Here is a 25,671-nt window from a genome sequence, read left to right as displayed (position 1 = left end):
TTAGAGCTTAACCGTTATTTTCAAGCCAGTCTCTGGCAAATGCTGCATAAGCCGCAGCCCCTCTATGAAGCACCTCATCCGAGAACATCGTCTTCGGATGGTGTACAGGGTAACTATAACCATCTTCGATATTGCCTGCGTTAAGAAACACTGTGGTACTTGGCACCGCCTGTGAGACAAAGGCGAAGTCTTCTGATCCCATTAATTTACCGCCGGGTACCAGCTCAGTTATACCAATGTAGGAACCGTCACCAAAGGTATTTTCAATCGAAATCCTCATTTGCTCATTAAGCCCGCCATCCGTTTTCACTTCAGGACAACCCCTCGAATAGATCACATCCAGCTTTGCCTGAAAAGTTTCTCCGATACCTGCTGTAATTTCGCGGATACGGATCTCCATTTTATCCCGCAGTGCGGCGTTAAATGTGCGTACACTGCCTTTCAATCTGGCCGTATCGGGAATCACATTGTTTGTACTTCCGCCTTCCATCACGCCGATGGTAAGGACTGCATGTTCAATTGGCGAAATTTCACGGCTAAGTATACCCTGCAGCGCCAGATGAAGATGAGCAGCCACATTTAAGGGGTCCACTGCGGCCTCGGGCATTGCGCCATGTGAACCCCTTCCGCGGATGATGATTTCGAACCAATCCGAAGAAGCAGAAATCGCTCCACCTTCCTCAGGCACTACAAATTGTCCGATAGGAAGTGGCATTCCGGTCAACACGTGAAGCATCATAGCTGCATCCACTTTAGGAGTGTCGAGAATCCCGCTCTCAAGCATCATTTTTGCCCCATGCAGCGTCTCTTCACCCGGCTGAAACATAAGCTTGACCGTCCCGCGAAGCTGCTCTTCGTTAGCCTTCAGGATCTCCGCCGCTCCCAGCAGCATGGAAGTATGCATGTCATGACCACAAGCATGCATGTTCCCGTTCAACGACGCGTAAGAAAGCTCCGTTTCCTCTGCAATAGGCAAAGCGTCCATATCTGCACGGATAAGAACCACCTTCCCGTCATGCTGCCCGCCAATCGTAACCGTTAGACCTGATTCCCCTACTGGAGCGGGCTTAAGACCCATCGACTCCAACACCTCTTTTACATAAGCAGTTGTCCTGGGCAAACTTAAATCAAGCTCCGGAATCGCATGAAGATGATGCCTGAACATGACCAATTTGTCCTGCAGCTGATGAGCCATACTCAAATAGTCTCCAGCTTCTTCAATCACAATGAACATCTCCCGCAACATAAATTGAATGAATGTAAGTACAGAGTTTAAATGTCCTCCTTCACATTTTAAGACTTTTTAAGAACATAATCATCGTACTTTTAAATTCCTTCGCTGTCAAGATATTTATAGACATTTTAAGAACATTATTTTAAAGGCTGCCGGAACATTGTAATATCACATTTATTGTGATATAACTCTTTTGATTGAACTGTTTATGAAAGGAATCTACTATGAAAATCAAGCTGGGTATTATCACGCCAGAGACCCATATGGATTATTTCCGCGCTATTGAAGAAGAAATGCGGCCCTTATGCCAGTTCCGGTTCCTTACTGTCAGCAACTTCAGGGAAACAACAGACCTATATCTGCAGAACTTAGGTTCAGTGGATGGATTTGTGGTCAGCGGCAGGATGCTTTATGAGTCAATAGATAAGGATTGCCTGGATGAGAAGGTCCCTATTCACATTTTGCAGGATAATGAGAATCTTCTGTATAGAGAACTTTTCCGGCTGCTGGTCACAGAACCAGGGCTTGATATATCGAGGATCTATGTGGATTATGCGTATATCATTGATTCTTTCAGTGAATTCCAACAATACCTGACTCATGATGGAAAGCCCATTGACGGCGAAGATCTGCTCGAACGGGTGGAGACCATGCTGGAGAACCATATCACGCTGTGGGAAGACAAGAAGATTGACCTGTCCATTACGGCGTTCGGCCACTTCGTTCCAGAGCTCCAAAAGCACGGAGTCAGATATATCTTGATCCGGCCCACTTTGGAAGATGTTAAAGAAACCCTAAGAGAGATCATCAACGAAATTACCATCCTCAAACTTAAGAGCCAGAGGGCAGTTGTAGCATGTGTATCGACCAAAACGGCACAGCCGCCATCCGAAGAGCAGCTTCATGAGCTGAAAATTCTTGTCGGCAGGTTTCTGCGCAGCGTGAATCTTGCCGACACAGCCCAAATTTCGGAAGGCTTTGTCAGACTATACACCACCTACGGAAATTTCATGAAAATTACCTCTGGCGCGCAGAACTGCTCCCTGCTGGAGTATCTGGAAGAGTACGTAAGCTACAAGGTGAAGATCGGGTGGGGCTCAGGACATGAGTATTTTCAAGCTAACGAGAACGCCACCAAAGCTTACAGACAGGCCAAAGCCTTTACGGGCAGTTGCAGCTTTTTTATTAACGAGGATCAGCAGGTTATCGGCCCAATGCGGAGCATGAATGTCATTCAGTTCTCTGAACAGGGGGACCCGGAAATCATCGCATTGGCCAAAAATATTGGAATAAACAACATCAATTTGCAGAAAATCATGTCCTACGCAGAAATTATGAGAACCAATAAATTATCCTCTGAGGATGTTGCTGGGTGCCTGTCCATGACCGTCAAAGGTGCAAACCGTATCCTTAACAAAATTGAAGAAAAAAAATACGTCCAAACGGTATTTGAGAAACGTGACAACAGTAAAGGCCGGCCGAAAAAATACTACGAGCTGTTGTTTCTCGACAAAGAAGGGCGCCAATTAAGCAAAACCAAGTAGAGGCTGTCCCAATAGTAGATATTCTACTGACAAGTTAGGTTCTCAAATTTCTCAAAAGCTTCGAACGTTAAAAAAGCAGCGATTCCCGTTATTGGAGAATCGCTGCTTTTACTTCCCCGTCAAATCCCTTCTTGGCCAGGCGACCAATTCTGCACATGCTGCAGGAACCGCTTCGTTGCAGGAGAAGCATATTTCATTGAGCTGACCGCAATGCCCAGAGAACGGAAGCTGCACTCCTCCAGCTCCAGCATCGCCACATGCTCTTGCTGGAAGCGGGTAACCAGCTCCGGGAGGATGCTGATACCCAGGCCTTTTTCCACCATAGCTATAATCGCATAATCATCTCCGGCCGAGAATTTGATGTTCGGCTTAATCCCCGCTTTCTCCAGCACCCGCTGCACATCATAGTCCGAGCCGGGCCTCGGAATGATGAAATCCTCGTAGGCGATCTGGGCCAGCGGCATATACGGGGCTTTGCTCAGAGGGTGGTCTAACGGAAGAATGGCCAGCATCCGGTCCTGCTTGAGCGGAAACACCTCGAATTTCTCCCTGGTAGGCAATGAGAGGAAGCCACAATCGACCACCCCGGCCTCAATCCACTGCTCAATCTCCAGATACCCGCCCTCCATCAGCTTGAATTCAATGTAAGGGTACTCTCTCCGGAATTGTTTGATCATGTCCGGCAGCCAATGAACGGATACACTTGTGAAGGTGCCTATTGTTATGGTCCCTGTCTCCAGACCATGAATATCGGCCACCTGCTGCTTCAGCTGCTCATTCCATTTGAGGATTTCGCGGATAGGCGGAATAACCTGCTCCCCATTGACTGTCAGCTTGACACCGGAACGGCTCCTCACAAGCAGCGGGAATCCGAATTCGCTCTCCAGACTGCTGATGGTATGGCTTATACCGGATTGGGTGAAGCCCAGCACCTCGGCGGCTTTGGTCAGACTGCCCAGTTCAACGACTTTGAGGAACACTTCGTATTTGACTATGCTCATCGCTGTCCTCCAAGTTTGCATGAGATTTCCTCATGTTTCATATGATAAACATTCAGTTACCTTATGTATTTGAGCGTATTATACTATAATCACTTGGAATAAAGAAGGATGATGATGGAATGAAGCCGCTAAAGGCCGAGCTGATGCTCATAGTAGTAACGATGTTCTGGGGTTCCTCCTACCTGTTCATGAAAATGGGACTCGGCACACTGGGAGAATTCAATCTGATTGCACTGCGTTTCGGGCTGGCCTTCATTCTGGCGGCTCTGCTGTTCCACAAACGGCTGCGCGGTGTGGACGCCAGAACATTGAAATATGGAGCTCTGCTTGGCTTCCTTCTACTCGGCGTGTTCACCTGTATCACCTTCGGACTGAAGACCACTACGACCTCAAACGCCGGCTTCCTCGTCGCCTTGACCGTTGTGTTTGTACCGCTGCTGGATGTGCTAATCTTCAAAAAGAAAGTCGCACCTCCTCAGATCTTCGGAGCCATTCTGGCCATCGCCGGTATCGGGCTGCTCACCCTGAACGGCTCGCTGCATATCCGGCCCGGTGATCTGCTCTGTATTCTGGCTGCTGTATTCTACGCCGTACAGATCCTAGTCACCAGCAGGGCTGTACAATCCAGCGATTCGCTGAATATCGGCATTCTCCAGTTGGGCTTCGCCGGGGGATATGCCCTGATTCTGTCAGCTGTCTTCGAGACTCCCGCACTGCCTTCGACTCTTCCCGGCTGGATCGCCATCCTCGCACTCGGAATTTTCTGCAGCGCCTGCGGCTTCATCCTGCAGCCCGTTGCCCAGAAATACACAACGCCGACCCGCACCGGATTAATCTTCGCCCTGGAACCGGTCTTTGCCGCTTTCTTCGGCTACTGGTTCGCACATGAGCAGCTTTCGCTGCAAGGTTACACCGGCGCTGCCCTTGTCCTGCTGGGCATTATAGCTTCCGAGCTGCTCGGCAGATTGCACTTTGCCCCTTTCCCGGCAAGAACGCTTAAGAAACGGCGGGCTAATCTATAGCCTCCCGATGATGGCTCTGATCTGCTCTCTCTGTCTTCGATTCCAGGAAGAAGAACAGCATACCTCTAATTCCTCCTTTCGCCCTTCTGTATAGCCGTACTATAAGATGACAGCAATTGAATTACTTAAGTTCTTGCTGTAAGGACATAAATGTTGTACGTAGTACAACTCTGATACCGAGATACCCGTAGGGTTGGGAGAAATGTTGTATTTTGTTCAGGATTTCGAATCGTAATCGCAACAACGGGGGTGAAATCAGAAAAAACCGCCGCAGCGATATGCTGCGACGGTCGTAAACCCAAGATATGAATTAATGTCCCATCATTACAGCAGCGTCCGCTTGCTGGCCTTCCGGAGTTCCGGCGGAACCGGCTGTCTTCGGTTTGCGCAGAATCAGACTGATGACCACTCCGGCCAGCGCGATGCAGGCGGAGAGGAAGAATACATCATTGAAACCCTGAACAGCGGCGACAAGCGGGTTGCTTCCGGCAGCCATCTCACCCATATGAACGGTAATCTGGCTGGTTAAGTATCCGGTCATACCGGCAACCGCGAAGGATACAACAACCTGCTGGGCTGCGGCGGTAAGCGGAGTCACCCGGCCAACCCATTCACGCGGCGCGGAGTTCAGAACATGGGTGTTGACCGGCATCATCGACAAGCCCATTCCCAGACCCATCATAGCAAGACAGCCCATGATAACGGGAAGACTGGTGTCTACTGTAACACCGGACAACAGGAACAGTGCAGTGGAAATGATACTGAGTCCGACAAAGAGCAATGGGCGTGCACCAATCTTATCGAATAAGCGGCCCCCCACCGGCATACCGATACCGGATGCCAGCGCCTGCGGAAGTAGAATGAGACCTGTCTCAAGCGGTGTGTAGTTCCGGATCTGCTGCAGATACAGCGGAACGAACAGCATGGAACCGAATAAGGCAGCCTGGGTCACCCAGGATAGGATAATGCCGCGTGTGAAGTCCGATGAACGGAAGACACGCAGCTCCAGCAACGGATGCTTCTGCAGCAGCTCAGCGATGACGAACAGCACCAGCGCCACACCACCGACAGACAAACCTACAAGAGCCCCCGTCGAGGTCCAGCTTTCACCTCCGCCTTGATTCACGCCATAAGCAAGCATGGAGAACGCAAGCGGAGCCAGAATGATACCGAAGATATCCAGATGCGCTTTGCCCTTCTTCTCGGTAACAGGCAGATATTTAACTCCCAGAATGATACCAACGATACCGATAGGCAGGTTGATCAGGAAGATCCAGTGCCAGCTCACGTATTCTACCAGCCAGCCGGAGAGGATCGGACCAAGTGCCGGAGCCAGCAGCATGGGAACACCGAGCATCCCCATAATAGAACCTCTGCGCTCTGCCGGAGCCAGTCTGAAGACCATTGCCATACCGATTGGAGCTACCATCCCGCCGCCAAGACCTTGTATGACACGGAAGATGACCAGCTGCGTCGAGGTCTGGGCAACCGAACAAAGAACGGACCCCAATACAAACATAACAATAGTCGTTAGAAAGACTTGCTTGGACCCGAAGCGGTCAGTCATGTAGCCAGCCAGCGGAATTACAGCAGCCAGCGCCAGTGTATACCCCGTAATGGCCCACTGAACGGTCTTAAGATCTGTTGCGAAATACTGCACCAGATTCGGTACCGCAACGTTTACAGCAGTGCTGTCCAAGATAACCATAATCATGCCGACGATAATAGCCATTAACGGCGGAATAATGGCTTTCAGCGAGAACGGTACTTCCACTGCTGCACTGTTTCCTTTATTTGAGGCGTTTGTCATTCTCTTCTCCACTCTTTTCTCTGTTTATAATTAGTTATACTTATGAAAATAAAGTTCAAATAACCCATCAATCTGCTCCTCAAGCGGCGAAAGCCTGAAGAACTCCTTGAGATCCTCCCGGTCCTTCGGCAGGCTGGAGACCATAATTACCGGAAAAACAATGGCCCCATAGACTTGCATCATCATCATCATGAGCTTGTCGCGGTCCTGCTCCCCTGTGATCTCACTGAGCACTTCCTTAATGCGTTCAAGCCTCATCAATTTGGAGTACTTCGCATATTCATCCTGTGAGCCCATAATATGATGTCTTTGATCAAGCATCTGCCGGGCCATTCCCGGGTAACGGCTGAGATTCATAATATATCGCATGAAAAATAGCTTCATCCGCTCCTTCGGCGGCAGGCTGTCATCTTCCAGTGTTTTGAAGGCATCATCAAATGTAGACACTAGCTTCTTCACTGCGTCGCCAAATAGCTTTTCCTTGGAGCCGTAATAATAATTCACCAGTGCAAGATTCGTCTCTGCCCTTGCTGCGATACTCCGAAGGGTGATACAACTGAACCCCTCCTCGCGGATCAAATCCACGGTAGCATCGAGTATAATCTGCTTCGTATCTTTATCTGAAGGATCAGCCTTGTTGTCGGATTTAACCATAATGCAGGTTGTCGCCCTCCTTCACCACAATTTCTAATCAATGATTTAAACAGCGTTTAATCAGAATCTAAAGTTACTCTCTTTGGAGTGATCTGTCAATAGAAGTTTTCAGAAATTTTCAAAAGTGTTGGTCATTAATAAAAAAGAAGCATCTCCGGCAGCGGTTTACAGCTGTGAGATGCTCCTGCTATGAATGATCCGTTATTTGTTATTTCGACGGGTTGGCCAGCACTTCCGCTGCCTGCAGCTCCGCCAGACCCAGCTTCACGATTTTGCCCGATGTATTCAGCTCCAGTGTCAGTAGCGCCTCGGATTTGGAGAAGGAGAGCACGCTTGTTATTGTCATATTCCCTTCATGCTGCCGGCTCTCCGTAGATTTCACTCCGAAGTACTGGCCTGCCGGAGCACTTACACCCTCCCAGCTCTGCTGAATGACGGGCAGCGAGGGCTGCTCTGCTTCCACAGCGAAGTAACGCTCGCGGAGTCCCGTATAGTTGCCTGCGGCCAGCAATCCGGCTACCGCTCCGGCAGCTACCTCCGGTGAGTAGATCTCAACTTGAGCTTTTGCCGGATCATAGGATGTAACCAGCCCTATCGCTCTAAAAAAAGACAATGGTGCATAGGCCCGCTGCTGCTTCAGTTCAATGCTATCTGTAAAAGCCACCCGATCCTTGCCGTTCAGAAGGATCTCTTTCCCGCCCAGCCTGAATTCAATCGTTTCCTGGAACCGGTTCAGCTTAAACTGCCCTGTAGCTCCTATAAAGGTAGTCTTGTACTTAAGGATTTCCGAAGTCTCCCGGAGCGGGAGCATTGGGGTTGTTCCACTAGTATAGGTTTGCGGTCCATCCAGCTGCAAGGCTTGTCCGTTCACTATAATATTTACACCCGGGGCTGCGTGGACACTATTACCGGTTAATACTCCCGATCCTGCTGCCAATAACAGTACACTTAGGAAAACGGCTACGATTCTGTTCTTCAAATCGATCCCACCTCTCCTGTAATATAATTATTATGCACGCAAACTTCAGGCACTAAACTTACATTAATCATTAACCGTTCTGCGCAGCTTTGGAACAGCCTCACTCCACATTAAAGTTAAAATACTGCCGCGGATACGGCTCCTTGATCAGTGTGAAATGCCACCATTCCTTGGTATAGGGCTTGAAGCCCTGCTTCGACATGGCATCCTTAAGAACTTTACGGTTGGCATGCTGGGTACTGTTGACCAGAGTAGTATTATAGTAAGAAATCTCACCGAAGAAATCATACGGGCTGCCCATGTCAACCAGCGCCCCCGTTTTTTTATCAGCCAGTGTCAGATCGATGGTGCTGCCCCGCGAGTGCCCTGATTTCTTGGAGATGAAGCCCAGCTTGAACAGATTACGCTTGTCCAGCTTGGGATAATACTGCTGCTTCATCTTAATATCCGCGGCATCCTGTGACCAGCGTACGAAGTGATTAACGGCTTTTTGCGGACGGTAGGCATCATAGATTCTCAGGATATAACCTTTGCCGTCCAGATCATCGCTGACTTTCTTCAGCGCATTGGCTGCAGTCCGCGAGAAAATCGCCAGCGGAGCCTTATACCCGTCCACCCTTGTTCCGGTGAAATTATTCTCACTGTAGTAGCGTATCTCATATTGCGCCTTAGGAATCACTTCATCCAGATACACAAAACCGCCGGGCAGGTTGTGTTTCTTCTCCACCCTACTTTGCGCCGGGGCTGCGGCTGTATTCTGTATCTTAGGAGCAGCAGCTGTGGCTGCTGTTGCCGTTAGAAGGGCAGCTCCGCCTAGGATAATCGCACATGAGATCAGCCCCAACCTTCTGCCTGTAATTCGCAGCTTCATCACAATGCTAACCCCTCTCCTGCCTCGTCCGTATTTTTCACCCTACCAGTATACGTGCAGCAGCACTAGGCGTCCATAGTTAAGTCCAGACTTGTATCCGCAGGAAGCATATCCTTCCGCCGGTAGACACCCATCAGCAGCCCGACAGCGGCGAATTCAATGAAGACATGCTGTCCGTAGCTGAGGAATGGGAACGGTATAGCTGTGATTGGCATTCTTCCGCTGAGGATCGATAGACCATAAACTAAGCGGATGGCTAACATGAGAGCCAGAGCAAGGATAAGCATCCGCCCGTAGGTATCGCGTACAGCGCGGGTATAGGAGATCATTTTGAGAACGAACCAGCCCACTGCCGCAATGAAGAGCAAGCCCCCGGCCCTGCCGAAGCATTGAACCAGAAATACCGGAAAAAGATCCGAATACGCATACGGCAGTCCTTCTTCCCCACCTCCGAAGCCATACCCTCTCCAGCCTGCGGATGTAATGGTCTCGTGAATTCTGCGGTTGAGGTAACCCGGGCCATTAAGCATATAATTATGATTTATCGCTCCGATGACCCTGTCACGCAAGTTCAAATTATTCCAAACATAGATGGCTCCGCCCGACACAAATGTTATAACCATTAATCCGGCTGTAATCCAGCGCCGTGTTATCCATACATATAGCGTCAGCGATACTGCCAAATAAACCACCAGCTCCGGTAAAGACCGGAGCGCCGCATAGATCGCCGCAGGCAGCAGCAGTAAGGCTAACTCCGCTAATTCCCTGGTCCGTCTGCTCCATTTCAGCATAAAGCTGCGGCTGGTCCATATCCCTGCCAGAGCGATAACAAATAGATAAGGACTGTATCCAACCAGATCAAAATATAAGCCCAAAAAACCAACATAGCGTCTGTTCCCATTGATTAATTCAGGTCCCAGCCATAGGCTGGCAACTATAGCCATTAATGCTGCAGCATAGATGAATCCTGATGCTCTCTGAAGCAGCTTGAAATTGACGAAGTACATTCCTGTCATAACGGCGATCCCAAGGCTGATATACACCGTCTGGCGCATCGTCAGATCAGATAAGGCCGGGTTGAAGGAGGTTCCGGCTTCTATCGCCCCCATCCCCAGCAGACTTACAGCTGACAACATCATTACTGCGGTGAGCAGTCCCCACGGAATCCGCGGTTTATGGATTTTGTGCAGATCCCGGCCGACCCCCTGCGGATCACCCATTTGCGCGATAGCATATTGCTGTGCTTCTTCTTCAGTTGCACCAAGCTGCTGCCGCTCCAGCATCAAGTCCTGGAAGTGCCCGCTGAGTTCCTCCCTTATCTCCCTGTGCATCCCTTTGGCTCTAACCTCTGCACACACCCTGTCCAGATAGTTGTCCAGCTTCTTCCGCTGCTCCATCATGCGCCGCCCTCCCCCAGTACCGAATCCACCGCGCCTTTGAAAAGATTCCATTCTGCTCTCTTCTCCTGCAGCTTCGCCTTGCCTTCATCCAGCAGCCGGTAATATTTGCGTTTGCGCCCTTCTACCTCAAGCCAATACGCCTCTACCCAGCGTTCGCTCTCCATCGCATGGAGTATCGGATAGAGCGTGCCCTCCTTCAGGGAAAATACCCCCTGCGAGCGCTGCTCCAGCTCTTTAATCAGTTCGTAGCCATATAACGGCTTATCGAGTAGCAGCGTGAGAATTAAGGTCCCCGTGCTGCCCTTCAGCATTTCTTTGCTGACTTTCATTGACGTCCCCTCCCGTTCGTATGGCAATTCACTGATACATCGTTAATCTATGCTTAATATACTTTAATTCCCAGTTGATGTCCAATCATCGTCTTAAACTCAGGAATCCATTTTTACAACAATTATGAATTAGGAGCGTTATCATGAGAGAAATGTTGTATTTTGGGCAGGATTTTTTACAATCAATGCTCTGTGAGCTCCATATTGCACATAACAAAAACAGCACACCCGTAATCCGGATGTGCTGTTTGCTGTATAAGAAGATTAGTTTAGTGCATGGAAGCCTGTGTCTTGTGCGAGACAATAACACGTTTGAGGAAGAAAGCAACAACCAGACCGACAATGGCCATCACCATGCCGAAGATGAACGCATTCTGTACCCCATGGGTAAATGCAGCGCCAATATTCAGCGGATCACCAGGGTCAGTTACAGTCTTCATGTAGCTCTTGGTACCGGAGGTCATAATGCTTACTGCCAGAGCCGTACCAATCGCCCCTGCAACCTGCTGCAGAGTATTCATGATCGCTGTACCGTCAGGATAGTATTCCAGCGGAAGCTGATTGATCCCGTTCGTCTGGGCAGGCATCATAATCATCGAGATTCCGATCATGAGCACGCTGTGAAGTACAATTACGAAGATAACGGTAGAAGTTGCTGTAATACTGGAGAAGAACCACAGCGAAACAGCTACGAGCACGAGTCCTGGAATAACCAGCCATTTCGGACCGTATTTATCGAACAGGCGTCCCATCACCGGCGACATCAGTCCGTTGATAATTCCGCCCGGCAGCAGCAGTAAGCCTGCTTTGAACGCAGTATAGCCTTGTCCCTGCTGCAGGTACATCGGAAGAATCAGCATCGAGGATAGAATCACCATCATACAGATGAAGACCATCAGAACACCGACCACGAACATCGGGAATTTGAAGGCACGCAGATTAATCATCGGCTGCTTCATCGTCAACTGCCGGATGCAGAATAGAACGAGCGCAATTACACCAATAGCAATGGCGATAATCACCTTCGGACTTCCCCAGCCTTCCGCTTCACCGGCGCTGCTGAATCCATACACAACGCCGCCGAAACCGAGTGACGATAATACGATCGAGAGGATATCAATCTTCGGCTTGGTCACTTCTGTGACGTTCTGCATGAAGAAAATTCCGCTGAACAGCGCGATCACAAGGAACGGCAGGGACAGCCAGAAGATCCAGTGCCAGCTGAGACTCTCAATCAGCAGACCCGCAATGGTAGGGCCGATCGCAGGAGCTACCATGATGACGAGTCCGATGAGACCCATCGCTGCGCCTCTTTTCTCCGCAGGGATAATAATCAGGATCGTATTGAACATCAGCGGCAAAAGGAGTGCAGTTCCCATCGCCTGAACCACACGCGCTGTAAGCAGGAATTCGAAACTCGGCGCCATTGCAGCCAGGAATGTTCCCGCAATCGAGAAGCAGAGTGCAGCAATGAACAGCTGTCTGGTCGTGAACCACTGCAGCAGCAGCCCGGAGATCGGAACCAGAATACCCAGCGTCAGCAGGTAAGCAGTAGTCAGCCATTGCGCTGTGGTCGGAGTAATTTGTAATACATTCATAAGATCACTTAAGGCTACATTTAATGCGGTCTCACTGAACATGCCGATAAATCCGGCAAGCAATAAGGAGACGAGAATTGGAAGGGTCTTAAATTTGCGGGGCTCTGTGTGCCCCTTACCAGTCATAGTTGCGTTCACTCTCATATCCTCCTGATAATCTGTTTATTCTCTCTCTATTTGTTGCAGTATTGCAGTGTTACAGTGTTACGATGGTACTGTGAACCTTAAGCCAGTATTGCCGGAATACTCTCTGCTGCTGCAACCAGCGGCTGGACATTTCGGCAGGTCAACGCCAGGAGCAGCGCACCTTCAAACAAGGAGACCACAACAGTCGCCTTGCGCAGAGCAGCTTCCTCCTGCATGCCTTCCTTCATCAGACGCTGGGCGATCACATCCTGCCAATCCTTGAACACACATTGACAAGCAGTCCTCAGCTCATTGCTGACACAGGAAGTCTCAACGGCTACCCAGAAGCTGAACGGCACCAATCCTTCGAAAGAAGATTCCTCCGCTTCCCTGGCTATAGACAGAATGAAATTCTGCACCGCCTGGGCAGGTGAGGCTTCACTCTCTACATAATGCCGCAAATTTTGGGAGACCATTTCACTTGTCCGGTTAATGCAGGTCAACACCAGCTCTTCTTTGCCGTGAGGAAAATAATAATACAATGATCCCTTGGGCGAATCGCTGTCCTTGATGATCTGATTTAGCCCGGTTGCATGATAGCCCTGTGTGAAAAACAATCTTGAAGCCGTATCCAGAATAGCTTCACGTGCATTATGCTTGTTTGACAAGCCGGACACTTCCTTTATAGATGTTTCTGCACTTTTATAACAATTGGTCTACATAATAAAACCACGAGTGGGCTCCGCTGTCAATGGATAATAATTTCAAATTTTAATGTTTACGCTTACCGATTGCCACATTGCAGATCATTGGTTATAATTTAATTATTCCAATGCGAAAGGTGTGAATTTAATGAGTGAGCCTTCAATCATTAAGGGAATTCCCCGGCCGTTAGTCAGAACTAATCAGGCTTTTATCGTAATTTCTGTATTATTGTCACTATTTACGGGAGCTTACTGGATTCTTGCCCTGCCGCTTGCCGCAGGACTGTCTGGCCTAATCTTCGGATATAATCCGGTGATCAAGGTTGCGGCGAAATTCCTGACTAAGGAGCGCTCCGCCTATGTACTGGAAGACTGGGAACAGCAGCAGTTCAACCAGAGCATTGCCGTCTTCTGCCTGACTGCAGGGCTGGTCAGCTTCCTTGCCGGCTGGACCGTAGCCGCTTATATCTTCTCGATCATGGTTGCGGTAGCAGCCACAGTAGCTATCCTCGGCTTCTGCATCGGGTGCTTCATCCACTACCAGTGGAGAATGTATACCTATAGACGCAAACAGGCAGCTCTCCACAAATAAGCAGGAGTCCGTGCTGCCCGTGCGGTGAATCTTACAGGGCCAGTAAGCCGCAGCAGCAGTATGCTGCCGGACCTACACTGGCCTCCAAGCTCCCCTCCTTAACCTCCCCGCTTATTCCACAATATAATCCGCCAGAATTCGCTCCACCGAAGAAGCGAAGCTTTTGCCGGCGCCCCAATCGAGCTTAAGGATCAACCCGTTGGAGCCTCCCGCCGGAATAAGCCGGACATTACTTCTGCCCTTCAGATTATCGACTAGGATCACCAGCGCAGCCTGATTACCGGACCGGAAATAATACCGCTCATAGACCAGCGTCCCGATCATCTTGCCTTCACCGAGATCATTCAGCTCCTCGTACAGCAGCTCCGACTCCTGCGGCATTCCCTCTTTGATCAGCGCAAGCGTCTCATTGGGCTGCAATTTAACATTGAGTTGATAGGCCTCATTCATGCTCATCGCCCTCCCACGGGTATAGGGTATACAACTATTTACCTAATTGCCTTCGCCAGCCACATCCCAGCGATGACGGAATTTCTCCAGCCGCGGATGTAGTTGTGCCGGCGCTTCTGATACCAGCAAACGCAGCTTGACGATCCATTCCTCGAAGGAGGAATAAGACGCGAACAGATTTGCCATCTCCGGAGTCAGATAGAGAAAGTAAGGAGCGGAATAGACCTCACTGATATGGCGCAGCGCAGAATCGAGCGGGGTGTATTTCTTGCGTTTCCCCTCCAGACTTTCCACCGTAATGAAAGACCGGCCCTGATCTCTTTTCCACTCATGCAGCCGGTCCTCCCGTTTATGAAAAGCCTGCACCGGCTCCTTCGTCATCCGTCTAACGGTTTCTTCATGCAGCGGATACAGCACCAGCTTGGTGAATTTTCGCTCTATCGCTGTCTCAGCCGCCTTCAGCAAATCCATATCCGAGATATGCTCGAATGAATCATAGAAGATCAAGGTTCCTTTGCGTTCACCGGCTGGCGGTTCATAACCATAAGGCACATGTTGAATGTCTCGTTTCATCATTACCCTCCTGTGAGCTTCAATATCTACAGCATATCATGCTACTCCGGATCGCGTACAATTCTGAGACTTAGAACTTATGCACTGAATGGAAATACTAGCCAAAAAAGCAGCGGTGCCATGATGGCAATCGCTGCTGTATGTAAGTGTAGCGCCGTGCAAGGATATATTGCGTCCAGTAAAACTTATGCCGGCTGTCGGGTACCCTCTTCCCTACAAGACGGTGAGTCCGTCAGGTTCTGGAGCAGATTGCTCCGCCTGCAGCCGGCAGCGCCGCAGAAACACTTCGACGAGATCCTTAGCCCGGACCACCAAATACTGATCAGGAAAGCGGAAATCTGTTGAACAAGCGGTCAGCACGTAGCCCGGATCTACCGGATATTGCCTGAACGCATGATCGGGCAGCCGGTCGCTAAGCACAGACTGCTCATACTTCAAAGCGTACTGCTCGGAGAATACAGAACGGATTGGAATCGTCAGGCCAATGCCCTCCATCTTCAGATAACTCTCCTTCCGCGTCCACAAGTCATAGAAATAGCGTATTTGAGCCTCTGATTTCAAGCTCTGGTATCGCTCCATTTCTTCAGGGGACAGGCTGTACCGGGCTAATACCGGATTTATGGCTGCCATCTTCTGAATGTCGATTCCTACCCGCTGTCCCTTGCGGCTGACGATACCTGCCACCCATTTCCCCGAATGTGAGAGGTTAAAGTCCCACGGTTCGCGCATAGCAGACAGCCGGGGTTTGCCAAACACCCCTTGGTCAAAACAGATCGCATCATTCCGCATCCCCTCCATATCCATAGCGAACATCCGGGCAAGGATGTCTCCGATAAGAGACCTGCGAACATCGTCTTCACGTTTCAGCCGGCTGCTGCTCATCCGGCGTTCTGGTGACACATAGGGCAGCAACTCAGGAACCGAAAAAGCGGTCCCGAGTGATACGGCAATGATATGCATGAACGGCTAAGCCTCCTATTGGTTCTCCTGTCTATTCCTGCTGCTCCCGGAACCAGCCCAAGGTTTCTTTGACTGCATCCTTGTAGGCGGTTGGAGAATATTCCGGGAACCGCTTCATGAATTTGTTCTCGCTCAGCACCAGCGGATACTGGAATTCGTATAGCAGCTCATGGAATTCTTTAGCTTCTTTATCGAATATACCTGCCAAACCAACGGCCCAGCCCGGGAGTGTCCGGCATTTCCTTGGACTGTCTGCTTCATCCTGGATGATATTCAGGAACTGACGGCCCTCAATCGCCCCGGAGCCCGACACATGCCACTCCCCTTCTTCCCCGCTTTCCGCCAGTAGCACTGCTGCCTTAGCCGCATCGCGGATATAGATCAGATCATGGGGAACATCCAGCCTGACCGGCCAGGCGATGGTTTTGGCCTGCAGCGCTCCGTTAAATATGGGTCCGAATACCCTGTTCGTAACGTTGGGGCCATAGTAGTCGGGATAACGCGGAATGACATTGCGGAAGCCGTTCTCCGCTGCCTGCTTCTTCAGCAGCTCTTCCATTTGGTTACGAAGCTTCCCTTTACGGGTAAGAGCCGCCTTGGGATGGCTTTCATCAGCGGGAAGGTATTGGAATCTGCCGTATCCGTAGACATTCCCGGGAAATACCAGCGTCTGCCCGGAATGCAGCTTCGCGGTTACCCGTTCCAACGCTTTGGGCATGATCGTGTACCAGTCCTGGTAAGGCACATTAAGACAGAAGTAGACCGTTCTCACTCCTGTCAGCAGAGAAGCAAGTGCCCTCTCATCTTGTATATCCAGTGAAACCATAGTCAGCAGCGGTCCTCTCAATCTGCTTAGTGCCTCATTAGAACGATGATAGGTCGCTGTTACCAGCTTACCTCGCCACAGTAATTCTTGGGTGATGGAATGGCCCAAACCGCCATTGCCTCCGATTACGAGATTCATAACATTACCTGGCTCCTTATCGAGCGGATGAATACCTTCAGCCACCAGCTTCACGGTTTATTCAGTCTGCCCGGGATGATGTTTAGCAGTTATGAAGAACCGTTACATGCCGCTTCCACAGAAACTGCGGATAAAGAACTGCTGCCGAATTCTTAACCTGTTATTAGTATACAGCCAAGAATATGCTGTCATCATTGGGATAATTTGACGATTATTGTCGGTTGAGGTCCTTAATATGTAGATATGGTGAATTATTGTAATTCAATAGTTTTGCATCACTCATAGTTAGTCTTCGCCGATCAATTTCAGGAGATCATTGTCCCGGTCAATCATCATTTTAGAGCATTCAGTCTCTGGTCCGCATATACCGCCGCGCCAAGTGTGCCCGCTCTGGCGCCCAATTCGGCTTGAACGATCCTGCATTTGCTTCCTGAGAGCTTCAGCGCATGAGCATTTACAGTGCCGCGGACGCTGCCAAGCAGCCGTTCTCCTGCGGCAGCCATGCCGCCTCCAACAATGATCAGCTCCGGGTTCAGCAGATTAATTACATTTGCCAGACCGTACCCCAGCAGCTCTCCGGTTTCATGCATGACTTCGACCGCCAGCGGGTCCCCGAGATCATAAGCCTCCGAGATCATCTTTGCGGTAATTTGGCCGTCATCCTGATTCGTCCAGGCCAGGATCTGACTGCTCCTTCCTTCCCGGAGCTTCTCCTTGAATGTATGGACCATGCCTACAGCAGATACATACCTCCCGAGGCAGCCGGAGCTCCCGCAGCGGCAGGGCCTGCCCTGCCTGTACATATTCATGTGTCCGATTTCACCAGCGCTGAAAGTTGTTCCGTACAACACCTTGCCGTCATGGACAATGCCTGAGCCCAGTCCGGTTCCAAGTGTGAGCAGCACCAGGTTACGGCATCCTTGTCCGGCTCCCTGCTGCCATTCCCCATATAAGTTAACTCGCACATCATTATCGATGTAGACCGGAAAATTATAAAAGGGCTTCATTGCATTCACTATATGTATTTGTTCCCATCCGGGAAAGTTAGGCGAAAAGATGGACAGGCCTTCCTCCGGGTCCAGCAGACCGGGAATTCCCATCCCCATACAGGTGATCTGCTGCTGATCTATCCCTTTGCCCTCTGTCAGCTGTGTAACGGCCAGCCTGATCCTGGCGAGCACATGCGCCGGCCCTGCCGCCGCTTCCGTTGGCAGAGACAGCTCACCGACTGCTCTGTAATCCCCATCGAACAATCCAGCTTTGATATTCGTTCCGCCCAAATCGATACCTATCGTATATTTTTCCATCGCTTCTGCTCCTTTACATTATTTGTCCTGGCTTCACTCTCCCTCCTTATTATGCGCTTTCATTTATTGGGCAGGTAGGATTTTTTGAGCATCATTATAGTATTTTCTACACGAAAAGGGCCGTCCGTGCCATCCTATAGATAGCTGCTCGGACGACCCTGTATGATTTTCTTAGCGGAATCCCTTAAGAACCCGCACCTTTATACCGCTTAACGCCATAGCTCCAGGCCATCAGCCCAATGCCGAGGAACACAGCACCCACTAGGGGGGTCAACAGCGCCATCCCCTTCATCTCATCACGGTGGAGGAACAGAGCTGCCGGATAGATCCCGACAAATGCAAACGGAATAATCCAGGTGAGCAGCACCTGAATCGCCCGGTTGTAGATCGTAACCGGATAACGGCCGTAGGTCTGGATATTATACATCAGCGGCAGAATACCCGTCGGCGCATCTGAATAGAAAGACAGTGAAGTCAATGTCGTATAGATGCCGGTATAGATTGCTACCGCACTGAGTGTCAGGATAATCAGCATCGGAAGCGTCCACCATTCGAACGGCAAGCCCAGATTGCTGCCGCTGATTGCCATAATAATCAGTCCGATGAAGGAGCCCATAAGTGATGGCGGGTCCACATTCTCCAGGAAAATCTGGAACAGATTATGCGCCGGTCGGGTCAGAATGCGGTCCATCTCACCTTTGACGATATATCGCTCACTGAAGCCCCACATATTCACGAAACAGCTGAACACGCCGAACGGCACCATAAAGAACCCGTAGACGAACACCACTTCGTTCTGATTCCAGCCGCCCAGGCTGTCGGTATGCATGAAAATGACCATAATGAAGATAAAGTTCGTTGCCTGGAAGAGAAGATCGGAAACAACCTCCACCCAGAAATCAGCACGATAGGTTAACCTTGTCTTCATATAATTTTTCAGATATTCAATTAACAAACCTAAATAGTACATTCCGGCTCAACCTCCCTGCACGAACAGCCGCTGGCGCGCTGCGTGATATAGCCAGACAATCGGAATCAGCAGGACCAGGAACCAGATGACCTGGATGCCCAGCACATTCCAAATGCCCACTCCCTGCACCCGGCCCGTGAATACGGAACCCGGCAGGTACGTGATGGCCTGAAAGGGCAGAATCTTGAGAATGGACGATAACCAGCCCGGAAAAAGCGTAATCGGGACGATCAGGCCAGAGAACAGGTCAACGATAACACGCTTCATGCGCATCATCCCCTCGTTATTCTCGACGAAGAATGCAGAGAGCCCCGTTATGATATTAATCTGTGAGCTGATCAGGAAACTGAAGAAGAGCATTACCAGGAAACCGATCCAGGCGGATGGTTCTGTCGGCAGTTGCACCGGAAACAGCAGAATGGCAATCACCATGCCCGGAATCATCAGCATCATGAAGCGGAACAGGCCTTCGCCAAGTCCCTGCATCATTTTGACCAGCACATAGTTATAAGGTCGGATGAACTGAATCGCGATGCTGCCGTCACGGATATCCGTAGAAATCTCCCTGTCCAGGTTATTGAAATAGAACGCCCGAGCCATCCACGAGACGGCCACATACGTAGTCATCTGTGCCCCGGTAAAGCCGCCTAGTGATTCTCCGCCTCCATAAATAGCTTTCCAGGTGAAATAGTTGACCCCGATATTCAGCGTGTAGATCAGAATTCCTGAATAGTAATTGATCCGGTAAGCCAGCATCGTCAGGAAGCGGATGCGGATGAAATCGAAATAAGCGCCGAGCAGCAGCCTTCGTCCGTTCTCCCGGGAGCCGCCCGGTGTTCTGCTGCCGGAGGAGGAAGCTGCCGTTGCCAGCTGCTTAGACATGGAGTGCCTCTTTCTCATCACTCAGTGCCGCGATCCGCTCTTCCGGCTTCTCTGCCGAGCCTGACTGATAAATACTGCGGACGATGTCATCCGTATTGGTTTCGATGATTTTGATATCTGTAATATCTGCCTGTCCGACCACCCGGCCCAGCACATCCGATACATTCAGCTCGAGCGGAATCCATACCTTGGCACCCAGCTCATTCTCGGCTGTCCAGGTAACCGGCATCCCCTCTGTCCACTGCACCAGCTGCTGCAGCTTCGTAGCGGTACCGAACTGGAACTGCACTTCACGTCCCGTTCCCCACCGCTGCTTGAGATCCTCAAGACCCCCGTCATAGATAATCCGCCCGTCATCCAGCATGATTACCCGCGAGCAGAGAGCTTCAATATCCTGCAGATCATGCGTCGTCAGCAGGATGGTCGTGCCATGCTCACGGTTCATATCCTTGAGGAACTCTCGAATCTCTGACTTCACGACAATATCAAGGCCAATCGTCGGCTCATCCAGAAACAGAATCGACGGATTGTGCAGCAGCGCAGCGACCAGCTCACAGCGCATCCGCTGTCCGAGACTGAGCTTACGTACCGGACGGTTCAGCAGCTCCTGCAGCTCCAGCCGCTCAACGAGCTCATCCAGCCGTTTTTTGAAATCCTGCTCGGAGACCCGGTACACCTTACGCAGCAGCTGGAACGATTCGATGACACCGATATCCCACCAGAGCTGGCTGCGCTGTCCGAATACAACTCCGATATTCTGTACGAACTTCTCACGTTCCGCATACGGCACGAAGCCGCCTACAGAAAGACTGCCGGCGGTAGGTACGAGAATACCAGTGAGCATCTTAATCGTGGTCGATTTGCCGGCCCCGTTCTCCCCGATGTATCCGCATATTTCGCCTTCCGGAATACTGAACGAAATGTCCTTCACTGCGGTCACTTCGGAATATTGCCGTTTAAACAAATCAGCGAAGGCTCCTTTGAGGCCCTCGCGGTTTTTTTGGACTTTAAATGTCTTGCGCAAGTCCTGCACTTGAATAGCATTCATAGGTTACCTCACTAAGCTAAGTATTGGGTTCAGTACCCCATTATAATAGAATGAATCCAAAAGTACTACCTATTTCCCTTACCATTCTGCTCTGCCAGAGTACGGCCGGCTTATTTAGCTACTCTGCCCTCAAAAAAATCCGCGCTCTGCACAGCCTCCAGATGTCCGGAGCGGGCTACTTTGGTCCGCAGATACTTTTCGTTGAAGACCGAGACATCGCCCCATAGCGGTACTCTTTTGACCGTGTTCATTCCGGCAGCTCTCAGAGCTTCCATCTTCTTCGGATTATTGGTGATCAGGGTCACCGGTTTGCTGCGCAGGTGCTGAAGCACACTGATCGCGTCTGTGTAATCTCTGGAATCATCAGCAAAGCCCAGCTCCAGATTAGCTTCTACAGTATCATATCCTTCTTCCTGCAGAATATAAGCCATGGCTTTGCTGAACAGGCCGATGCCTCGTCCCTCATGATTAGCCAGGTAAAAGAGTGCTCCGGAACCATGCTGGGCAATCATCTTCATCGATGTGTGCAGCTGGAAGCCGCAATCGCAGCGTTTGCTGCCAAAAATATCACCGGTGTGGCAAATGCTGTGCATCCGGATCAGCGCTTCGTCGGAGTTCTCGAAATCCCCATAGACAAGAACGCTCGACTGTTGTCCATCCGCAAGGTTCATTGAAGACAACCGGCTGATAAGCAGTTCAGTAGCCTCTTTACCTTCCGCTTGCTGAAGCTCTTCATCCGTCACTTTCAGCCAGCTGTACCATTTGAAGGTAACGGTCTCCCCGTCCAGGTTCACCGGCAAGGTAATGGGACCAACCAGTATATTCGTGGAATCATCCTTGGAGATCCGTTTGATTTTGTTCTGTAATATGGAAAGGATATCGGGTTTGATCATGAGTGCACCATCCTAAAAGTTTTGATAGCATTAGCTTCTTCGATTTCATTTCGCAAAACTTGCTTCGGAAGCATACACTTAGTTTTGATAGCATAAGCTTCTCCGAACTGGTTACGCAAAACTCGTATCGGAAGCATAGGCTTAGTTGGTATAAGCAGGCAAGCAACTTTTCTCTAAAAAATGCGTAATAGCCTATGCCTGGTTCGTAAAATTTTAATATTCATTATTTTCACTAGTAACTATTTGTAAGTTAGTTTATCATTGTAATATAAGTTCGTCAAGTTATAATATATATTTAAATATTAATGATTACTTATTGTAAGTTTATGATATAATGAATGTTGAGGTGATGCTAATGAACAATTTCGAAATGTGTCCACGCTTCGAGAAAGCGGTCGATGTGCTTAGTAAACGGTGGGTTGCACTGATCGTATTCGTCCTGATGGATGGTCCGCGGCGATTCGGGGAAATCGAGCATTGCTTATCCAATCTAAGCGGCAAAGTATTATCCGACCGGCTGAAGGAAATGGAGAACGAAGGCATCATTCAGCGCACGGTGTATCCTGAAATGCCTGTGCGTATTGAGTATTCGTTGACCGACAAAGGCACGGCACTGGCTCCCATTCTTGGTGAAATCGGTAACTGGTCTACGGATTGGATTGAGATTGGCGTGACCAAATGATTGCCGGCCTGCATGCGAAGCAGCGCCCCTGAAGTTCCTTAACCAGGAAACTTTGAGGGCGCTGTTTATTTGTCTTATAAATCCTTGCGCTGAAAATGCAGAATTCCTATTACAAATACAATTACGGTATAACACACAGCATATACGATGAATGACACTGACGGGTACGCGCTGATATTAATGATGCTAAGTCCGCCATTACTTAGGGAAACCAGACCGCTGATATCCTTCAGACTGAACAGCTCGGCGGTCATTCTGCGCTGCAAGGCATCTGCCGGCATCAGCATCGACATGATCCCGGTCAGATTATGCAGCACATTCAGCGCGTCATTCTCCAGCCGCAGCGAACCGCTTAGCTTATCAAGCATTCCTCCCAGAAACCCTGCCCCATAGAGCATCGTCATGAACACACCGTTACCCAGCGCCGAGAAAATCCCTGAGCCCAGCATGGATACGGAGATTAACAATGGAACCACAGAAGCAAACAGCAAAAATGACTTCACTAGTGCTGCCGGATCTCTGGGAACGCTCGCATGGACATTTGTGATCAGCAGGATAGCCAGAAATAGAATGAAGGCATAAACTACACCCAGTGTTACGAAACCGAGCCAGCGTCCGGCATACCATTTCCAGCGCGGCAGCGGCCGGGGCAGCAATGCCTGCATGACTCCCTGTTCCGCTTCCCCCGCAATTACCGAGAACGAGCTGAAGATCGCCAGAAAGGCGATTACAAAGGCGCCGAAGAAGTATCCCAGACTAAGAATAAAGGCGCCGTTCGTAAATCGTGTGAACAACTCACTCCCGTTATGTATAGACCCTGCCCCAGGCTCATTCTTTCCAACCGTATCGGCCACAAACCAGAAGGCGATCAGAAAGACAAACGTGAGCAGCAGAGTTAGCAGCATCACCTTTTTACGCAGCATTTCCTTCCATGTCATTTCAAGTATGGTATTCATTCGCTCTCTCCCCTATGGCTAAGTCCGGATACAGCATCCATGAACCACTCTTCCAGCCGTTCTTGTTTGCGGGTTACTTCATATAGAGTCATCCCCTGCTCCACAATCAGCCCGTTCAGCCAGCCCGCCTGCTCCTCGTTGTCCAGCTCTGCTTCCAGCCATACGACACTGCTGCCTAATTCCGGCTCTTGTCCGATTCCCTGCCTGGTTTTTCCGGCTCCAGCGGTCGTCTGCCGGATGGTAAGCCCTGTATGTTCCTTCAGCCAGGACAGCAAAAAAGGCGTATACCCGCCCACTTTGAAATGCCAGCTGGTCCGCTGGCTCAGGATCTCTGATACTTTGCCGTGCCGCAGGACCGTCCCGTTATTAAGCATGGCCATCCGGTCGCACAGCACTTCAACATCCTCAAGCAAATGGGAGTTGAGAAATATCGTGATCCCTCTCTCCTTGAGCCGCTCCAGAATCATCCGTACTTCCATTCTCCCGATTGGATCAAGCGCAGAGGAGGGCTCATCGAGAAAAATAATTTCCGGCTCGTTGACCAGCGCACAAGCCAGTCCCAGCCGCTGCTGCATTCCCTTGGAATAATGCTTGACCCGGTCCTTCCCCCGCTGACCAATGCCTACTTCCTGCAGAAGCTGTGGGATCCTTATGTCCGCCACACTTTTCCGGGTCCGGCTTAGCTTAGCATGCAGTCTGACTACCTCTTCTCCGGTCAGCCAATCCTGATAGCGGTATAGCTCAGGCAAGTACCCGATCTTGGCTTTGGCTTCAAGAGAACCGAGCGGATGACCCAGGATGGAAGCTTTCCCGCCCGTTGGCGAGATGAGTCCCACCAGCATTTTGACGAAGGTGCTCTTGCCGGCACCGTTGGGGCCGAGGAAGCCGAAGGCTTCCCCTTTCCCCACAGTGATGGTAACATCCCGGCAACCGCGTCCATTAGGATACTCTTTGGTCAGGGCGTTAGCATCAATTGCAGGTGCGCTACTCATTGTGTAATCAACTCCTGTACCTTCTGAATGAACTTATCCCTATCCGGATAGACATCTCCGCCTGTAAGCTGGAGCATCTGACCATCCTGGACCCAGACTGCGGAATAGCTATAGCCTTCGCTGAACTTCATTTCGGTAAGAATAACAGGGGTGTCAGCCACTGTAATCTGTTCATCATTGCTGCCCTTTATCAGCGGCATCGGAATATCACCAGACAGAATCCGGCTCTTCTGCAGGTCGCTTCTCAGATAATCGGGAATTAGCGGAAAGTTAACTACGGCATCCAACGCTTCATCCATATCTATAGAAGGATCAACGGTAATTACAGGTGTATTCATCTGTGACAGAGTAGCCCAATGCTCCTGATCTGTAGACAGGTCATAATTCACAATTTCGGGCAAATGCAGTGTAATCGGTTTTCCGTCCACAGACTCCGGCAGCAGATCGTTCGAGCCTACACGCTTCAATGCCTGATTCACTTCATCCACGTTCAGCGTAAGGGTAATATCACGGGACGCGCTTACCTCTACAGTCTTCATATTAGTAATATCTTGGCCCTTCAGGTGTTCATATCCCAGCACCCCTTGTATTTCCCCAACCGGGAGCTTGCCCTCGACAGATCCGTTAGCGAATGTGAAGGTGCCGAAGGAATTCATAGTTTGGTTGAAATTGCCTTCCCCGCTCACCTGATAGAACATATCCCGAAGATCGCTCTCTTCGACTACGGCTACATCCTGCATCCGGAATTGGTTCAGGATAGCCGCCATGGCGGTATTGCCTACTGGAGTAGCCAGGATAGCGGCGAAGATGGCAACCCCTGCAGCTGCAGCAGCCCATTTACGGCTGCGGCTTAGTCCCGGTCTGCGTGATTTACGGACGGAATTCTGCGAAAGCCCTGAATCTGTATTCTCCCTTGCTCTTATTGAAGATATAGAATGGATTCCGCTTGCCGCAGAATCCGTTTTAACGGTTTCCTCTGTTGTAGCCGCTAGGACTGCCTCCCGCTTGCCCCAATCTGCCCATACCGGATTCACCGGTTCTTGCCCGAGCTTCTCCTGCAGTTTAGCCCAAGCCTCGTCTGTTCCCGCAGGCTGGGAATTCCCATGTGCTCTATTATTCATTGCTTCATT

The 25,671-nt window shown here is 50.2% G+C and carries 26 protein-coding genes; 4 read left to right on the top strand and 22 right to left on the bottom strand.

Annotated features, from left to right (window positions below; genetic code table 11):
* Positions 1 to 7: 7 nt before the first annotated feature.
* Positions 8 to 1,234, bottom strand: coding sequence for a M20 metallopeptidase family protein (locus R50912_RS15625; RefSeq protein ID WP_042242464.1), 1,227 nt, complete (start codon positions 1,232 to 1,234; stop codon positions 8 to 10).
* 224 nt (positions 1,235 to 1,458) lie between these two features.
* On the opposite strand from R50912_RS15625, the gene R50912_RS15620 reads away from it, so the two are divergent.
* Positions 1,459 to 2,778, top strand: a complete 1,320-nt coding sequence (locus R50912_RS15620; RefSeq protein ID WP_042236188.1) for a hypothetical protein — start codon at positions 1,459 to 1,461, stop codon at positions 2,776 to 2,778.
* Between the two features lie 119 nt (positions 2,779 to 2,897).
* On the opposite strand, the gene R50912_RS15615 is transcribed toward R50912_RS15620, so the two are convergent.
* Positions 2,898 to 3,779: a LysR family transcriptional regulator gene (locus R50912_RS15615; RefSeq protein ID WP_042236186.1), complete on the bottom strand. Its 882-nt coding sequence runs from the start codon at positions 3,777 to 3,779 to the stop codon at positions 2,898 to 2,900.
* Positions 3,780 to 3,898: 119 nt separating this feature from the next.
* Between R50912_RS15615 and R50912_RS15610 the strand changes: the two genes are divergently transcribed.
* Positions 3,899 to 4,801: a DMT family transporter gene (locus R50912_RS15610; RefSeq protein ID WP_042236184.1), complete on the top strand. Its 903-nt coding sequence runs from the start codon at positions 3,899 to 3,901 to the stop codon at positions 4,799 to 4,801.
* 310 nt (positions 4,802 to 5,111) lie between these two features.
* Here the strand turns inward: R50912_RS15610 and R50912_RS15605 are convergent, their stop codons facing one another.
* The 8 genes from R50912_RS15605 to R50912_RS15570 form a co-directional block, all read right to left on the bottom strand.
* A complete protein-coding gene (locus R50912_RS15605; RefSeq protein ID WP_042236181.1) occupies positions 5,112 to 6,611 on the bottom strand; it encodes a DHA2 family efflux MFS transporter permease subunit in 1,500 nt (499 codons plus the stop codon).
* A gap of 30 nt (positions 6,612 to 6,641) precedes the next feature.
* The gene (locus R50912_RS15600; RefSeq protein ID WP_042236179.1) at positions 6,642 to 7,265 is read right to left on the bottom strand and encodes a TetR/AcrR family transcriptional regulator; all 624 of its coding nucleotides are present in this window, start codon (positions 7,263 to 7,265) and stop codon (positions 6,642 to 6,644) included.
* Positions 7,266 to 7,473: 208 nt separating this feature from the next.
* On the bottom strand, positions 7,474 to 8,244 hold the full coding sequence (locus R50912_RS15595) for a stalk domain-containing protein (RefSeq protein WP_042236176.1): 771 nt from the start codon (positions 8,242 to 8,244) through the stop codon (positions 7,474 to 7,476).
* 100 nt (positions 8,245 to 8,344) lie between these two features.
* Positions 8,345 to 9,115 (bottom strand): M15 family metallopeptidase, encoded by a 771-nt coding sequence (locus R50912_RS15590; protein ID WP_081956517.1) that lies wholly within the window; start codon positions 9,113 to 9,115, stop codon positions 8,345 to 8,347.
* A 65-nt stretch (positions 9,116 to 9,180) separates the two neighbouring features.
* Entirely contained in the window at positions 9,181 to 10,515 is a 1,335-nt protein-coding gene (locus R50912_RS15585; RefSeq protein WP_042236174.1) for an FtsW/RodA/SpoVE family cell cycle protein, read from the bottom strand.
* Positions 10,512 to 10,844 carry a PadR family transcriptional regulator gene (locus R50912_RS15580; protein WP_039292805.1) on the bottom strand — a complete coding sequence of 111 codons (333 nt, stop codon included), beginning with the start codon at positions 10,842 to 10,844 and terminating at the stop codon, positions 10,512 to 10,514. Before R50912_RS15580 ends, R50912_RS15585 begins: the two co-directional genes overlap by 4 nt.
* Positions 10,845 to 11,113: 269 nt before the next feature.
* Positions 11,114 to 12,568: a DHA2 family efflux MFS transporter permease subunit gene (locus R50912_RS15575; protein WP_042242458.1), complete on the bottom strand. Its 1,455-nt coding sequence runs from the start codon at positions 12,566 to 12,568 to the stop codon at positions 11,114 to 11,116.
* A gap of 98 nt (positions 12,569 to 12,666) precedes the next feature.
* Positions 12,667 to 13,236: a TetR/AcrR family transcriptional regulator gene (locus R50912_RS15570; RefSeq protein WP_042236172.1), complete on the bottom strand. Its 570-nt coding sequence runs from the start codon at positions 13,234 to 13,236 to the stop codon at positions 12,667 to 12,669.
* Positions 13,237 to 13,420: 184 nt separating this feature from the next.
* Between R50912_RS15570 and R50912_RS15565 the strand changes: the two genes are divergently transcribed.
* Positions 13,421 to 13,864: a DUF4395 domain-containing protein gene (locus tag R50912_RS15565; RefSeq protein WP_042236170.1), complete on the top strand. Its 444-nt coding sequence runs from the start codon at positions 13,421 to 13,423 to the stop codon at positions 13,862 to 13,864.
* Positions 13,865 to 13,975: 111 nt separating this feature from the next.
* Here the strand turns inward: R50912_RS15565 and R50912_RS15560 are convergent, their stop codons facing one another.
* The 9 genes from R50912_RS15560 to R50912_RS15515 all read right to left on the bottom strand — a co-directional run bounded on the left by R50912_RS15560 (position 13,976) and on the right by R50912_RS15515 (position 21,911).
* Positions 13,976 to 14,314, bottom strand: a complete 339-nt coding sequence (locus tag R50912_RS15560) for a DUF6054 family protein (protein ID WP_042236168.1) — start codon at positions 14,312 to 14,314, stop codon at positions 13,976 to 13,978.
* 42 nt (positions 14,315 to 14,356) lie between these two features.
* Positions 14,357 to 14,887, bottom strand: a complete 531-nt coding sequence (locus R50912_RS15555) for a hypothetical protein (RefSeq protein ID WP_042236165.1) — start codon at positions 14,885 to 14,887, stop codon at positions 14,357 to 14,359.
* Between the two features lie 213 nt (positions 14,888 to 15,100).
* Complete coding sequence (locus R50912_RS15550) at positions 15,101 to 15,847, bottom strand: 4'-phosphopantetheinyl transferase family protein (RefSeq protein WP_042236163.1); 747 nt, start codon at positions 15,845 to 15,847, stop codon at positions 15,101 to 15,103.
* Between the two features lie 31 nt (positions 15,848 to 15,878).
* On the bottom strand, positions 15,879 to 16,811 hold the full coding sequence (locus tag R50912_RS15545; RefSeq protein ID WP_081956515.1) for an NAD-dependent epimerase/dehydratase family protein: 933 nt from the start codon (positions 16,809 to 16,811) through the stop codon (positions 15,879 to 15,881).
* A gap of 332 nt (positions 16,812 to 17,143) precedes the next feature.
* Positions 17,144 to 18,118: an ROK family protein gene (locus R50912_RS15535; RefSeq protein WP_042236158.1), complete on the bottom strand. Its 975-nt coding sequence runs from the start codon at positions 18,116 to 18,118 to the stop codon at positions 17,144 to 17,146.
* Between the two features lie 184 nt (positions 18,119 to 18,302).
* The gene (locus R50912_RS15530; protein WP_042236156.1) at positions 18,303 to 19,088 is read right to left on the bottom strand and encodes an ABC transporter permease; all 786 of its coding nucleotides are present in this window, start codon (positions 19,086 to 19,088) and stop codon (positions 18,303 to 18,305) included.
* Between the two features lie 6 nt (positions 19,089 to 19,094).
* The gene (locus R50912_RS15525) at positions 19,095 to 19,889 is read right to left on the bottom strand and encodes an ABC transporter permease (RefSeq protein WP_042242455.1); all 795 of its coding nucleotides are present in this window, start codon (positions 19,887 to 19,889) and stop codon (positions 19,095 to 19,097) included.
* A gap of 73 nt (positions 19,890 to 19,962) precedes the next feature.
* Complete coding sequence (locus R50912_RS15520; RefSeq protein WP_042236154.1) at positions 19,963 to 21,018, bottom strand: ABC transporter ATP-binding protein; 1,056 nt, start codon at positions 21,016 to 21,018, stop codon at positions 19,963 to 19,965.
* Positions 21,019 to 21,128: 110 nt separating this feature from the next.
* Positions 21,129 to 21,911, bottom strand: a complete 783-nt coding sequence (locus R50912_RS15515) for a GTP cyclohydrolase II (protein WP_042236152.1) — start codon at positions 21,909 to 21,911, stop codon at positions 21,129 to 21,131.
* Positions 21,912 to 22,266: 355 nt separating this feature from the next.
* On the opposite strand from R50912_RS15515, the gene R50912_RS15510 reads away from it, so the two are divergent.
* Positions 22,267 to 22,593, top strand: coding sequence for a catDE operon transcriptional regulator CatR (locus R50912_RS15510; RefSeq protein WP_039292833.1), 327 nt, complete (start codon positions 22,267 to 22,269; stop codon positions 22,591 to 22,593).
* A 74-nt stretch (positions 22,594 to 22,667) separates the two neighbouring features.
* Here R50912_RS15510 and R50912_RS15505 read toward each other — a convergent pair whose 3' ends face one another.
* The 3 genes from R50912_RS15505 to R50912_RS15495 are packed head-to-tail and all read right to left on the bottom strand — an operon-like array spanning position 22,668 to position 25,662.
* Positions 22,668 to 23,549: an ABC transporter permease gene (locus R50912_RS15505; protein ID WP_042236151.1), complete on the bottom strand. Its 882-nt coding sequence runs from the start codon at positions 23,547 to 23,549 to the stop codon at positions 22,668 to 22,670.
* On the bottom strand, positions 23,546 to 24,541 hold the full coding sequence (locus R50912_RS15500; protein WP_042236149.1) for an ABC transporter ATP-binding protein: 996 nt from the start codon (positions 24,539 to 24,541) through the stop codon (positions 23,546 to 23,548). The genes R50912_RS15505 and R50912_RS15500 overlap by 4 nt, the downstream gene beginning before the upstream one ends.
* Positions 24,538 to 25,662 (bottom strand): hypothetical protein, encoded by a 1,125-nt coding sequence (locus R50912_RS15495; protein ID WP_042236147.1) that lies wholly within the window; start codon positions 25,660 to 25,662, stop codon positions 24,538 to 24,540. Before R50912_RS15495 ends, R50912_RS15500 begins: the two co-directional genes overlap by 4 nt.
* Positions 25,663 to 25,671: the final 9 nt, after the last annotated feature.

Origin of the sequence: Paenibacillus sp. FSL R5-0912 (genome assembly GCF_000758605.1) — a bacterium.
Taxonomy (GTDB): Bacteria; Bacillota; Bacilli; order Paenibacillales; family Paenibacillaceae; genus Paenibacillus_AQ.
The sequence above is the reverse complement of the archived record's forward strand: the minus strand, read 5'-3'. Positions and strand labels throughout refer to the sequence as shown.

Excerpts from the sequence above, each read along its gene's own strand:
- R50912_RS15600 (WP_042236179.1), bottom strand. The coding sequence starts at position 7,265 with ATGGTTAAATCCGACAACAAGGCTGATCCTTCAGATAAAGATACGAAG.
- R50912_RS15505 (WP_042236151.1), bottom strand. The coding sequence starts at position 23,549 with ATGAATACCATACTTGAAATGACATGGAAGGAAATGCTGCGTAAAAAG.
- R50912_RS15520 (WP_042236154.1), bottom strand. The coding sequence starts at position 21,018 with ATGAATGCTATTCAAGTGCAGGACTTGCGCAAGACATTTAAAGTCCAA.
- R50912_RS15545 (WP_081956515.1), bottom strand. The coding sequence starts at position 16,811 with ATGAATCTCGTAATCGGAGGCAATGGCGGTTTGGGCCATTCCATCACC.
- R50912_RS15530 (WP_042236156.1), bottom strand. The coding sequence starts at position 19,088 with ATGTACTATTTAGGTTTGTTAATTGAATATCTGAAAAATTATATGAAG.
- R50912_RS15515 (WP_042236152.1), bottom strand. The coding sequence starts at position 21,911 with ATGATCAAACCCGATATCCTTTCCATATTACAGAACAAAATCAAACGG.
- R50912_RS15510 (WP_039292833.1), top strand. The coding sequence starts at position 22,267 with ATGAACAATTTCGAAATGTGTCCACGCTTCGAGAAAGCGGTCGATGTG.
- R50912_RS15560 (WP_042236168.1), bottom strand. The coding sequence starts at position 14,314 with ATGAATGAGGCCTATCAACTCAATGTTAAATTGCAGCCCAATGAGACG.
- R50912_RS15590 (WP_081956517.1), bottom strand. The coding sequence starts at position 9,115 with ATGAAGCTGCGAATTACAGGCAGAAGGTTGGGGCTGATCTCATGTGCG.
- R50912_RS15610 (WP_042236184.1), top strand. The coding sequence starts at position 3,899 with ATGAAGCCGCTAAAGGCCGAGCTGATGCTCATAGTAGTAACGATGTTC.
- R50912_RS15495 (WP_042236147.1), bottom strand. The coding sequence starts at position 25,662 with ATGAATAATAGAGCACATGGGAATTCCCAGCCTGCGGGAACAGACGAG.
- R50912_RS15555 (WP_042236165.1), bottom strand. The coding sequence starts at position 14,887 with ATGAAACGAGACATTCAACATGTGCCTTATGGTTATGAACCGCCAGCC.
- R50912_RS15575 (WP_042242458.1), bottom strand. The coding sequence starts at position 12,568 with ATGACTGGTAAGGGGCACACAGAGCCCCGCAAATTTAAGACCCTTCCA.
- R50912_RS15625 (WP_042242464.1), bottom strand. The coding sequence starts at position 1,234 with ATGTTCATTGTGATTGAAGAAGCTGGAGACTATTTGAGTATGGCTCAT.
- R50912_RS15620 (WP_042236188.1), top strand. The coding sequence starts at position 1,459 with ATGAAAATCAAGCTGGGTATTATCACGCCAGAGACCCATATGGATTAT.
- R50912_RS15535 (WP_042236158.1), bottom strand. The coding sequence starts at position 18,118 with ATGGAAAAATATACGATAGGTATCGATTTGGGCGGAACGAATATCAAA.
- R50912_RS15550 (WP_042236163.1), bottom strand. The coding sequence starts at position 15,847 with ATGCATATCATTGCCGTATCACTCGGGACCGCTTTTTCGGTTCCTGAG.
- R50912_RS15615 (WP_042236186.1), bottom strand. The coding sequence starts at position 3,779 with ATGAGCATAGTCAAATACGAAGTGTTCCTCAAAGTCGTTGAACTGGGC.
- R50912_RS15580 (WP_039292805.1), bottom strand. The coding sequence starts at position 10,844 with ATGAAAGTCAGCAAAGAAATGCTGAAGGGCAGCACGGGGACCTTAATT.
- R50912_RS15565 (WP_042236170.1), top strand. The coding sequence starts at position 13,421 with ATGAGTGAGCCTTCAATCATTAAGGGAATTCCCCGGCCGTTAGTCAGA.
- R50912_RS15585 (WP_042236174.1), bottom strand. The coding sequence starts at position 10,515 with ATGATGGAGCAGCGGAAGAAGCTGGACAACTATCTGGACAGGGTGTGT.
- R50912_RS15500 (WP_042236149.1), bottom strand. The coding sequence starts at position 24,541 with ATGAGTAGCGCACCTGCAATTGATGCTAACGCCCTGACCAAAGAGTAT.
- R50912_RS15605 (WP_042236181.1), bottom strand. The coding sequence starts at position 6,611 with ATGACAAACGCCTCAAATAAAGGAAACAGTGCAGCAGTGGAAGTACCG.